This is a genomic window from Cupriavidus sp. D384 (genome assembly GCF_001652915.1).
In the GTDB taxonomy this organism is placed as follows: Bacteria; Pseudomonadota; Gammaproteobacteria; order Burkholderiales; family Burkholderiaceae; genus Cupriavidus.
This window is the reverse complement of sequence record NZ_BBQI01000001.1, coordinates 66,998-78,427: the sequence shown is the minus strand read 5'-3', so window position 1 is coordinate 78,427 and position 11,430 is coordinate 66,998. Positions and strand designations below refer to the sequence as shown.

At 65.1% G+C, this 11,430-nt stretch carries 8 protein-coding genes; 1 reads left to right on the top strand and 7 read right to left on the bottom strand.

Annotated elements, in window-relative coordinates; all coding sequences use genetic code 11:
* Positions 1 to 161: 161 nt before the first annotated feature.
* From A9J21_RS00360 to A9J21_RS00345, 4 genes are all read right to left on the bottom strand, one after another.
* The gene (locus A9J21_RS00360) at positions 162 to 1,016 is read right to left on the bottom strand and encodes a 3-hydroxybutyryl-CoA dehydrogenase (RefSeq protein WP_066730779.1); all 855 of its coding nucleotides are present in this window, start codon (positions 1,014 to 1,016) and stop codon (positions 162 to 164) included.
* 70 nt (positions 1,017 to 1,086) lie between these two features.
* Entirely contained in the window at positions 1,087 to 1,524 is a 438-nt protein-coding gene (locus A9J21_RS00355) for an HIT family protein (protein ID WP_066730777.1), read from the bottom strand.
* 100 nt (positions 1,525 to 1,624) lie between these two features.
* Positions 1,625 to 4,912, bottom strand: coding sequence for a fused isobutyryl-CoA mutase/GTPase IcmF (gene icmF / locus A9J21_RS00350; protein WP_066730775.1), 3,288 nt, complete (start codon positions 4,910 to 4,912; stop codon positions 1,625 to 1,627).
* Positions 4,913 to 5,213: 301 nt separating this feature from the next.
* Positions 5,214 to 5,552, bottom strand: coding sequence for a DUF2917 domain-containing protein (locus A9J21_RS00345; RefSeq protein ID WP_066730773.1), 339 nt, complete (start codon positions 5,550 to 5,552; stop codon positions 5,214 to 5,216).
* A 178-nt stretch (positions 5,553 to 5,730) separates the two neighbouring features.
* On the opposite strand from A9J21_RS00345, the gene A9J21_RS00340 reads away from it, so the two are divergent.
* On the top strand, positions 5,731 to 7,131 hold the full coding sequence (locus tag A9J21_RS00340; RefSeq protein ID WP_066730769.1) for a PLP-dependent aminotransferase family protein: 1,401 nt from the start codon (positions 5,731 to 5,733) through the stop codon (positions 7,129 to 7,131).
* Here the strand turns inward: A9J21_RS00340 and A9J21_RS00335 are convergent, their stop codons facing one another.
* From A9J21_RS00335 to A9J21_RS00325, 3 genes are all read right to left on the bottom strand, one after another.
* Positions 7,132 to 8,541: an amino acid permease gene (locus A9J21_RS00335; protein WP_066730767.1), complete on the bottom strand. Its 1,410-nt coding sequence runs from the start codon at positions 8,539 to 8,541 to the stop codon at positions 7,132 to 7,134. It lies immediately after the preceding gene.
* A 170-nt stretch (positions 8,542 to 8,711) separates the two neighbouring features.
* Entirely contained in the window at positions 8,712 to 9,563 is an 852-nt protein-coding gene (locus A9J21_RS00330; protein ID WP_066730765.1) for a hypothetical protein, read from the bottom strand.
* Between the two features lie 336 nt (positions 9,564 to 9,899).
* The gene (locus tag A9J21_RS00325) at positions 9,900 to 11,417 is read right to left on the bottom strand and encodes a CoA-acylating methylmalonate-semialdehyde dehydrogenase (RefSeq protein WP_066730763.1); all 1,518 of its coding nucleotides are present in this window, start codon (positions 11,415 to 11,417) and stop codon (positions 9,900 to 9,902) included.
* Between the last annotated feature and the right edge of the window lie 13 nt (positions 11,418 to 11,430).

Here is an 11,430-nt window from a genome sequence, read left to right as displayed (position 1 = left end):
ACTGCTTGCCGACCTGTGGCAATTTGAACGCCGCGCCCTCTCCCCCGGCCCCTCTCCCGCGTTGCGGGAGAGGGGAGCAAACTATCAGTGATCGGAAGTGCCCCGTGCCGCCGCTCTCCCGCTTGCGGGAGAGGGGAGCAAACTATCAGTGAGATCCAGGCTTACTTGCTGTACACGTACACGCCGCGGCCCGTCTTGCGGCCCAGGTAGCCCGCGGCCACCATCTCGCGCATCAGCATTGCCGGACGGTACTTCGGATCGGCGAACTCGGTGTAGAGGACTTCCATCACCGCCAGCATCGTATCCAGGCCAATCATGTCGGCCAGGGCCAGCGGGCCGATCGGATGGTTGCAGCCCAGCTTCATGCCCTCATCGATTTCCTCCGGCGATGCCAGGCCTTCGCCCAGCACGCAGAACGCCTCGTTGATCATCGGGCAGAGGATGCGGTTGACCACGAAGCCCGGGCTGTTCTTCACCGTGATCGGGTACTTGCCCAGCTGCTTCGCCAGCGTCTCCACATCGGCATGCGCGGCGTCGCTGGTCTGCAGGCCGCGAATCAGTTCCACCAGCGCCATCATCGGCACCGGATTGAAGAAGTGCATGCCGATAAAGCGGTCGGCGCGCGACGTCACGGCGGCCAGCTTCGTGATCGAGATCGACGACGTGTTCGACGCGATGATCACGTCCGGGCCGACGATGCTGTCGATCTGCTTCAGGATCTTGACCTTGAGATCGTAGTTTTCCGTAGCGGCTTCGATCACGATGTCGGTGCGCTTCAGATCGTCATACGACGTGCTGCCATGGATGCGCGCCAGCGCTGCCGCCTTGTCGGCCTCGGTGGCCTTTTCCTTCTTGATCAGGCGGTCCATGCTGCCGGCGACCGTGGCGATGCCCTTCTGCACCGCCGCGTCGTTGATATCGACCATCACCACGTCCAGGCCCACCACCGCGCATGCCTGCGCAATGCCGTTGCCCATCGTGCCGGCACCCACGATGCCCACTGTCTTGATTGCCATGTCTCGCTTCCTTGCTTGTCAGTGATTTGCTTGATTCGGTAAATTGGGGCGATGCGGCGCGCCTGTCCGCTCAGCCCTGCAGCTTCGCCAGGGCAGCCACCACGCGCGCAGCGTGCTGCTTGAGCACTTCCATGTCCTGCTGCTGGCGTGCATGGCCGCGCAGGGCCTGGTCGGTATAGCGCGGCACGATGTGGAAATGCACGTGCGGCACGGTCTGGCCGGCCGCAGCGCCATTGAACTGGCTGATGACCACGCCGTCCGGCTGGAACGCCTCGCGCACGCCGCGGGCAACGATCTGGGTCGCGCGGATGGCCGCTGCGGCACCCTTCTCGGACAGGCCGAACAGGTCCACCGCGGCTTCCTTCGGCACCACGAGCGCGTGGCCGTCGGATTGCGGCATGATGTCCATGAACGCGATCGCGTCGGCGTCCTCGTAGATCTTGAAGCACGGGAGTTCGCCGCGCAGGATGCGGGCGAAGATATTGCTGCTGTCGTACTCGGCTTGCATGGGTGTCTCGGGAATGGATGGCCTGACGGCGACGGAGCAAAGAGTGTAGCCCCAGCGCTCCGTGCCGTGAACCAATCCCCCCGATTTTCAGGCCCGGTTTTTACATGTTGCGACGATACTGCCCGCCCACCTCGAACAGCGCGTGCGTGATCTGCCCCAGCGAGCACACGCGTACCGCATCCATCAACACCGCGAATACATTGCCGTTGTCGATCACGGCCTGGCGCAGCCGCTCCAGCATGGCTCGCGCTTCGCCGCCATGGCTGCCGTGGAATTCCGCCAGGCGGGCCAGCTGGCTCTGCTTTTCCGCCTCGCTCGACCGCGCCAGTTCCAGCGTTTGTGGCGTCGGGTCGCCATTCGGATTCCGGAAGGTATTCACGCCGATGATGGGCAGCGTGCCATCATGCTTGAGCTGCTCGTAATACAGCGATTCCTCCTGGATCTTGCCGCGCTGGTAGCCGGTTTCCATCGCCCCCAGCACGCCGCCGCGTTCGGCGATGCGCTCGAATTCCTGCAGCACCGCCTCCTCTACCAGATCGGTCAGTTCTTCGGTCAGGAAACTGCCCTGGTTGGGGTTCTCGCACTTCGCCACGCCCCATTCGCGGTTGATGATCAGCTGGATCGCCAGCGCCCGGCGCACCGACTCGGCCGTGGGCGTGGTGATGGCTTCGTCATAGGCGTTGGTGTGCAGCGAGTTGCAGTTGTCGTAGATGGCAATCAGCGCCTGCAGCGTGGTGCGGATGTCGTTGAAGTCGATCTCCTGCGCATGCAGCGACCGCCCCGACGTCTGGATGTGGTACTTCAGCTTCTGGCTGCGTTCGTTGGCGCCATACTTGTCGCGCATCGTCACCGCCCAGATGCGGCGCGCCACGCGGCCCAGCACACTGTATTCGGGGTCCATGCCGTTCGAGAAGAAGAACGACAGGTTCGGCGCGAAGTCGTCGATATGCATGCCGCGCGCCAGATAGGCCTCGACGTACGTGAAGCCATTGGCAAGCGTGAACGCCAGCTGCGAGATCGGATTCGCGCCGGCTTCGGCGATGTGATAGCCCGAGATCGACACCGAGTAGAAATTCCGTACCTGGTGATGGACAAAATATTCCTGGATATCGCCCATCACCTTCAGCGAGAACTCGGTACTGAAGATGCACGTGTTCTGGCCCTGATCTTCCTTGAGGATATCCGCCTGTACGGTGCCGCGCACGTTCTGCAGCACCCAGGCGCGGATCTTCGCCTCTTCGTCGGCGGTCGGCTCGCGCTTGTTATCGGCTCGGAATCTGTCCAGATTCTGGTCGATGGCCGTGTTCATGAACATCGCCAGGATGGTTGGCGCCGGCCCGTTGATCGTCATCGACACCGACGTGCCGGGGCTGGTCAGGTCGAAGCCGTCGTACAGCACCTTCATGTCGTCGAGCGTGGCAATCGACACGCCCGAGTTGCCCACCTTGCCGTAGATGTCCGGCCGCTCGTGCGGATCTTCGCCATAGAGCGTGACCGAGTCGAACGCGGTGGACAGGCGCTTGGCGTCCATGCCTTCGGACACCAGCTTGAAGCGGCGATTGGTGCGGAACGCATCGCCCTCGCCCGCGAACATGCGGGTGGGGTCTTCACCCTCGCGCTTGAAGGCGAAAACGCCGGCCGTGTACGGAAAGCTGCCCGGCACGTTCTCGCGCATCAGCCATTTCAGGATCTCGCCTTCATCCTCGAAACGCGGCAGCACCACCTTGCGGACCTTGGTGCCCGACAGCGTCGTGGTAATCAGGCCGGTGCGGATTTCCTTGTCTCGGATTTTTACGACGTACTCGTCGCCACTGTAGGCGGCCTGCATCTGCGGCCACATTGCCAGCAGCTTGCGCTCCACGCTGCCCAGCGACGTGTCGCGCTCGGTGGCGAGTGCTTCGAGTGCCTGTCCATCGGCATCGCTGTTCGACGCTTTCAGCATCGCCCCGGCCGCGCGCAGTTGCTGACGCTCGCGCGCCAGGCGGCTCTGCCCGGCCACGCGATGGTGATAGGCGCGCACGGTATCGGCCAGTTCGGCCAGATAGCGGTTGCGCGCAGGCGGCACGATCACGTTCTGGCCCGTGGAAATTCGGCCGGCCTGCTTCGGCAATGCGCCGGGCTTGAATTCCAGGCCACGCTCGGCCAGCGCCGCCACCAGCCCCTGGTAGAGCATGGTCACACCGTCGTCGTTGAAACGCGATGCCTGCGTACCGTAGACCGGCATCTCGTCGGCCTTCGCATGCCATTGCTCGCGGTTGCGCTGCACCTGCTTTGCCACGTCGCGCCAGGCATCCTGCGCGCCCTTGCGGTCGAACTTGTTGATCGCCACGAAATCGGCGAAGTCGAGCATGTCGATCTTCTCAAGCTGGCTCGCCGCGCCGAACTCGGGCGTCATCACGTACAGCGACAGGTCCACATGCGGCACGATGGCCGCGTCGCCCTGTCCGATGCCCGACGTCTCGACGATCACCAGGTCGAAGGATGCGGCCTTGCACGCGGAGATCACGTCGGGCAGCGCCTGCGAGATCTCCGAGCCGGCATCTCGCGTGGCCAGCGAGCGCATGAAGATGTTCGGATGGTTGATCGCATTCATGCGAATGCGGTCGCCCAGCAGCGCGCCGCCGGACTTGCGCCGCGAAGGATCGATCGAGATCACGGCGATCGACAGCGCGTCCTGCTGGTCCAGGCGGAAGCGGCGGATCAGCTCGTCGGTCAGCGACGACTTGCCCGCGCCGCCCGTACCGGTGATGCCCAGCACTGGCGTGGCGGACGCCCTGGCGCGCTCCTTCATCGCATCCACCAGCGCCGGCGCAGCCTTGCCGTTTTCCAGTGCGGTAATCAGTTGCGCCAGCACGCGGCGGTCGCCGCCGGCCACGGCATCGAGCGTGGATGGCGCGTAGCGCGTCAGGTCGATATCGCAGCGCTGCACCATGTCGGCGATCATGCCGGCCAGGCCCATGCGCTGGCCGTCTTCGGGGCTGTAGATGCGCGCCACGCCATAGGCCTGCAGTTCGCGGATCTCGTCGGGCACGATCACCCCGCCACCGCCGCCGAACACCTGGATGTGCTCGCCGCCGTGCTGGCGCAGCAGGTCGATCATGTACTTGAAGTATTCGACGTGCCCGCCCTGGTAGCTGGAGATGGCAATGCCCTGCACGTCTTCCTGCAAGGCGGCGGTCACCACTTCGTGGACGGAGCGGTTGTGTCCCAGATGAATCACTTCGCAGCCATGTGACTGCAGGATGCGCCGCATGATGTTGATCGACGCGTCATGGCCGTCGAACAGCGACGCTGCGGTGACGAAACGCACCTTGTTGGCCGGACCATTGCCTTGAGCCGCCTGGGGCCGGGCGGCCGCCGTCCTGCTCACATCAGAAAGATCAGTCATTGTCTCCACCGCTCTGTTATGTGGCTGGCTGCCCATGCTGGCAATGCGCCGGCGGTTCTGCGACCGCGCTGACAGGGGCCGGACGATTATATGACGTTTACGTTAACGTAAGTCCAGGGGCGCGGGAAAGCACCAAGGGCCATGGCTGGCATCGTCGCACAGCGGCGGGGACGGAAAAAGGGGAGAGAAGCGGGAAAGAAGCAGGAAGAAGGGCCCGGAAGCCGCCCCCTTCACCGCGGGAGGTCGGCGAAGGTGACGATGGCGGCTCCGGATCCCAGGAGAAAGTGCGGCCGGCGCCCGGTCAGGCGTGGATTTGGGGGCAGTCGCCGAAGGCGTCGGTCTTGCAGGCGTCCCAACGGCGCTTGAGTTGGCGCACGATAAACACTGCGCGGCGCAGCGACCATGGCGCGGGGGTTTCGGTCAGCAGGAAGCGGGCAGCCGGCGCCTCGCCGGACAGCCAGACGCGCTCGCCTTCGGTCAGCGCATACACTTCGCCGGGGCGCAGCCAGATATCGGCCAGATGCCCTTCCAGGGTCAGCCACAGGGTGCCTTCCAGCGCCGTCACGCTCTGGCCGTGGCGCGCGCGCCAGTTCACGGGGTGGCCCGGTTCGTCGAGTTCGAAAGTCCTGAGTTCACGCATGGGTGTCTCCTTGTCTTGCCGGCGCAGCCGCTCTGGATCCATGGATCGGAGGCAAAAAGGGGGCGCTGCGCCACGCTTCCATTATTCATGGCGGGGACTACAATCCCATGCACAGTTCCGAACAGTTTTCGTTGAACTGTTCAGTAGTTTTGACTGACAGTTGCCGCCCCCGTCACCCATGAAACTCGTCATCGACCCTTCCACCGGCGTCCCCCTGACCGAACAGATCGTGCTGGGCGTGAAGGACTGGATCCGTTCGCGCGAGGCCACGCCGGGCGCCCGCCTGCCGTCGATCCGCGCGCTGGCCGCCGAACACGGCATCAGCCGCTTTCCGGTCATCGAGGCGTATGACCGCCTGGTGTCGCAGGGCCTGGTCGATTCGCGCCAGGGTTCGGGCTTCTACGTGGCCGAGAGCGCGCTGACCGGGCGCCGCGGGCGCGGGTGGTCGGACCCGAGCCTGGCCGAAGACCTGTCGCTGCATATCATCGACCAGTTCCACCATCCCAGCGGCACGCTGAAGCTGGCCGGCGGCTTTGTGCCCGAGGAATGGCGCGACGTGGAAGGGCTGACGCAGGCCATCCGCCATATCACCCGACACGACATCGACAGCGTGATCCACTACGCCACGCCGCTGGGCCACCCGGCGCTGCGCAAGCATGTGCTGACGCGCGTGCGGCAGGTGGGCATCGAGGCCGAACTGTCTCAGGTGCTGATCACCTCAGGCGCCAGCCAGGCGCTGGACCTGATCGTGCGCCATCTGCTGAAGCCCGGCGACACGGTCTTCGTGGAAGACCCCGGCTACTACAACCTGTTCGGGCTGCTGCGCATGCATGGCGTGCAGCTCGTGGGCGTGCCACACACGCCTAACGGCCCTGACCCCGAAGCCTGCGAGCGCCTGCTGCGCGACCACAAGCCCAAGCTGTTCTTTACCAACAGTGTGCTGCAGAACCCCACCGGCTCCACGCTGGCGCCGCCGGTGGCGTTCCGCCTGCTCGAACTGGCGCGCCGGCACAATTTCCGTTTTGTCGAAGACGACATCTTCTCGGACTTCCAGCTCAATTTCACCGACCGCCTGGCTACGCTGGACCAACTCGAGCACGTGATCTATATCAGCGGATTCTCCAAGACCGTGTCGGCGGCGCTGCGCGTCGGCTATATCGTCGCCGACAAGGCGTTGATCAAGGACCTGATCGACGTGAAGGTGCTGACCAGCGTGGCGGGATCGCACTTTGCCGAAGCCGTGACGGCGACGATGCTGGAGCGCGGCGCCTACCGCAAGTACGTGGAGCGGCTGCGCGTGCGCACGCGCGAGGTCACGGCCGATGCCGTGAAGATCCTTGGCCAGTATGGCTGGGAGGTGTTCTGCGAGCCGGCCGGCGGTAACTTCCTGTGGGCCCGCGCGCCCGGCATCGACGATTCGCGCGAGCTGGTGGCGATGGCCGAGACCCAGGGCATCTCGCTGGCGCCGGGGCACTTCTTCCGCCCCGGCGGCGAGACATCGGCATGGGTGCGCATCAATTCGGCCTACGCGGGCGAGCCGCGCTCGCGCGCCTTCTTCGAGCAGGCCGGCGCGCGCTGATCATCCCCGGGCGTCGCCGCCGTGGTTGTGAAGCACGGCGTTGCGGCGCGAGTACGCGAAGTAGATCACCAGCCCCAGCGCCAGCCAGCACAGGAACGCGAGCCACGTCAGCTTCTGCAGATGCGCCATCAGGAACACGCAGAACGCCACGGACAGCAGCGGCACCACCGGCACGCCGGGGCAGCGGAACGTCCGGGGCAGGTGCGGATGCGTACGGCGCAGCACCAGTGTGGCAATCGAGATCAGCGTGAAGGCCGACAGCGTGCCGATGTTGATCAGCTCGGCCAGCACGTTCAGCGGCACGAACCCGGCAATGGTCGCGAACACGATGCCCACCGTCCACGTGGCCGTGAACGGCGTGGCGTGGACCGGATGAACGGCCGACAGCGCCTCGGGCAGCAGACCATCGCGCGACATCGCAAAGATGATGCGGGTCTGGCCGTAGGTCATCACCAGGATCACCGTGGTCATGCCCAGGATGGCGCCAAGGTCCACAAACCCGGCCACCCAGTTCTGCCCGGCGTACTGCAGCGCCAGAGACACCGGATGATCCACGCCCTCGAACTTCATGTACGGCACGATGCCGGTCATGATGGCCGCCACGGCCACATAGAGGATGGTGCAGACCGCCAGCGAACCGATGATGCCAATGGGCAGGTCGCGGCCCGGATTGCGCACCTCCTCGGCCGCCGACGTCACGGCATCGAAACCGATGAACGCGAAAAACACCAGCGCTGCCGCGTTGAAGATGCCGGTGAAGCCGAACGGCGCGAATGGCTGCCAGTTGGCCGGCTTCACGTGCCAGACGCCCACCGCGATGAACAGCAGCACCACGGTGATCTTGATGGCCACCATCACGTTGTTGAGCCGCGCCGACTCGCGCACGCCGTACGACACCACCCAGGTAATCGCCAGCATGATCAGGATGGCGGGCAGGTTCACCAGCGTATGAACGCCCGGCACCGAGCCTGGCGCGGCCGTGATCGCGGCAGGCAGATGCAGGCCGAATCCGGCGATCAGCGACTGGAAGTAGCCCGACCAGCCCACCGACACCGCCGAGGTCGCCAGCCCGTATTCGAGCAGCAGGTCCCAGCCGATCATCCACGCGACGATCTCGCCCAGCGTGGCGTAGCTGTAGGTATAGATCGATCCGGAAACAGGAATTGCCGACGCAAACTCTGCGTAGCACAGCGCGGCGAAGCCGCAGGCCATGGCCGCGATCACGAACGACACGGTCAGCGCCGGGCCGGCGGTCAGCGCGCCGGTGCCGGTCAGCACGAAGATGCCCGTGCCGATGATGGCGCCAATGCCCATCAGCACCAGGTCCACGGGCCCCAGCACCTTGCGTAATCCATCATGCTCGCTGACATCCAGCATGGATTCGATATTCTTGGTGCGGAAGAGACTCATGGGTGGCTCCGGGCGACGGTCCGTGCATTGACTATAGGTTGTACAAGTCGCACCGGCGCCCTGGGCCGCACATCTTTTGGATGGCGGGGGGCGCCGGCGGAAAGGGCGCGATGATACGCGCCGGGGCCGCGGTTGTCATGGCACCGCGCGTGGCGGCGCCGTCGCACGTGTCAGCTTGGCCGCTTGCAGTCCAGCACCGCCGCGCCGTACTGCGCCCCGGTTGCAAGATTCAGCTTCCACGGCACAACGACGATGTGACTGTCGTTGTTGCCGGCTCCCACGCTGATGCTGTATTCCAGTTCCCTGGACGTAGCGCCCAACAGGCCCATGTACGAGGTCGAACGAATGCCGTTCGTAAACGTGGTGGCAAAATTCAGCGCGGTCTCGTTGCCATTGGCCTGCTTGAGCTTGAGGTCGGCACTGACCGAAACGACCCCCCCTGCAATGGTCATCGTCGCGTTGCCGCCCAGCGTTTCACCGTTGCCGGTCGCGATGCGGGGCGATGTCAGGTATGGCGTGCAGGCGAGCACGCCGTCCGACGCCACTGTTTCCGTCCGGTTGAATACCACGTAGGACAGTCCGCTTGGCGCCGTCACTTCCTTGCCGGTGGTGGCATTGACGATCGAGCCGGCCCAGCTACCCATCGCAAATGCGGTGTTACCTGCCATGCCGCCGACGCGCGATACATCGGCCACGCGATATGCGCCAATGGTGCGATATGCGCCGTTTGATTCCTGCAGCACGCCATCGAGGCCGCCCTGCAGCGTGCCGAGACCCATCGACGCATACCGGGCATCGCTGCCGGGCACGAACGGCGCATCCACCTTCCCGGCAACGATCGTGGCCTGCGGCGCCGTGCCGCCGCCACCGCCCGTACCACCGCCCGTACCACCGGACGCGCCAACGGCTGCCCCACCCGCCTTGCCGCCATTGTTGTCGTCGCCACCGCCGCACGCGGCCAGCGCGAACGCGCACATGGCGACTGCGCCCATGCGCAGCAACTTTGCTTGCTCCAGCTTCATCTGATTATTCCCAGTGCAGTTCCCCTCGCGCGCCAAGCGACGGCCCTGTCGTGACCGAGGGACCTGCGGTAACGGCCATCGCCGCGCAAACGGGAATGAGATCCCCTTGCCGACACGATCCGGGCCGTGACGGGTCGCGAAAGCGTATCGATCGCTTCGCAGTCAGGAATTGAGGACCGTCAACGCGCGCAAGAATGTCGCAAACTCGTACGAGTGCAACGAATTGGCATGAACAGGGGGCGAAAAAAAGGCGCCCCGGTCAGGGGCGCCTTCAAGACGACGATGCCTTCCGGCATCAGGGAAATCTGAAAATCGGTTAAATCAGAAGTATGCGATTTACTTCGCCACCGGCATCGTGAACTCCGCGCCCTTGGCGATGCTGTCGGGCCAGCGCTGCATCACGCTCTTGTAGCGCGTGTAGAAGCGCACGCCTTCCTCGCCGTAGGCGTGGTGGTCGCCGAACAGCGAGCGCTTCCAGCCGCCGAACGAATGCCAGGCCATCGGTACCGGAATCGGCACGTTGATACCGACCATGCCCACCTGGATCTGGCGCGCGAACGCGCGGGCGATGCCGCCGTCGCTGGTGTAGCACGACACACCGTTGCCGAATTCATGGCGATTGATCAGGTCCACCGCCTCGGCAAAGTCGTGCACGCGCACCACCGACAGGACCGGGCCGAAGATCTCTTCCTTGTAGATCGTCATGTCCGGCTTGACGTTGTCGAACAGCGTGCCGCCGACGAAGAAGCCGTCTTCGTGGCCGTCCACCTTGTGGCCTCGGCCATCGGTCACCAGCCTGGCGCCCTCGGCCACACCCTTGGCGATATAGCCCTCGACCTTGGCCTTGTGCGCGGCCGTGACCAGCGGGCCCATCTCGGCGTCGCCTTCCATGCCGTTGCGGATCTTCAGCGACGCGGCGCGCTCGGCCAGGCGCGGCACCAGCTTGTCGGCAACATCGCCAACGGCCACGGCCACCGAGATCGCCATGCAGCGCTCGCCGGCCGAGCCGTAGGCCGCGCCAATCAGCGCGTCGACGGCCTGGTCCAGGTCGGCATCGGGCATCACCACCAGGTGGTTCTTGGCGCCGCCCAGTGCCTGCACGCGCTTGCCGTGCTTCGTGCCTTCCGTGTAGATGTACTCGGCGATCGGCGTGGACCCGACGAACGACAGCGCCTGCACGTCGGGGTGCGCCAGCAGTGCGTCCACGGCCACCTTGTCGCCCTGCACCACGTTGAACACGCCATCGGGCAGGCCGGCCTGCTTGAGCAGGTCGGCGATCAGCAGGCTCGGCGACGGATCGCGCTCCGACGGCTTCAGCACGAACGTGTTGCCGCACGCCAGCGCTACCGGGAACATCCACATCGGCACCATCACCGGGAAGTTGAACGGCGTGATGCCGGCCACCACGCCCAGGGGCTGGCGCAGGTTCCAGTTGTCGATACCGCCGCCGATGTTGTCAGTGAAGTCGGTCTTCAGCAGGTTGGGGATGCCGCAGGCGAACTCCACCACCTCGATGCCGCGCGTGACTTCACCCTTGGCATCGGAAAACACCTTGCCGTGCTCGCGCGTGATCAGCGCGGCCAGGTCGTCGTGGTGGCGGTCCAGCAGTTCCTTGAACTTGAACAGGATGCGCGCGCGGCGCAGCGGCGGCATCTCGGCCCAGGCCGGCCAGGCCGCCTTGGCGGCGGCCACGGCGGCGGCCACGTCATCGGTGGTACCCATCGCCACGCGGGCCGCAACCGCGCCCGTGGCCGGGTTGAACACATCGGCAAAGCGATCCGTGCCCGCGCGTTGCACGGTGCCGCCGATGTAGTGATGGATCTCGGCAATCTGCCGGTTTTCTGCGATGTTCACTGCGGTCTTCCTT

Coding starts and splice junctions, on each gene's coding strand:
- A9J21_RS00360 (WP_066730779.1), bottom strand. CDS start 1,016: ATGGCAATCAAGACAGTGGGCATCGTGGGTGCCGGCACGATGGGCAAC.
- A9J21_RS00355 (WP_066730777.1), bottom strand. CDS start 1,524: ATGCAAGCCGAGTACGACAGCAGCAATATCTTCGCCCGCATCCTGCGC.
- icmF (WP_066730775.1), bottom strand. CDS start 4,912: ATGACTGATCTTTCTGATGTGAGCAGGACGGCGGCCGCCCGGCCCCAG.
- A9J21_RS00345 (WP_066730773.1), bottom strand. CDS start 5,552: ATGCGTGAACTCAGGACTTTCGAACTCGACGAACCGGGCCACCCCGTG.
- A9J21_RS00340 (WP_066730769.1), top strand. CDS start 5,731: ATGAAACTCGTCATCGACCCTTCCACCGGCGTCCCCCTGACCGAACAG.
- A9J21_RS00335 (WP_066730767.1), bottom strand. CDS start 8,541: ATGAGTCTCTTCCGCACCAAGAATATCGAATCCATGCTGGATGTCAGC.
- A9J21_RS00330 (WP_066730765.1), bottom strand. CDS start 9,563: ATGAAGCTGGAGCAAGCAAAGTTGCTGCGCATGGGCGCAGTCGCCATG.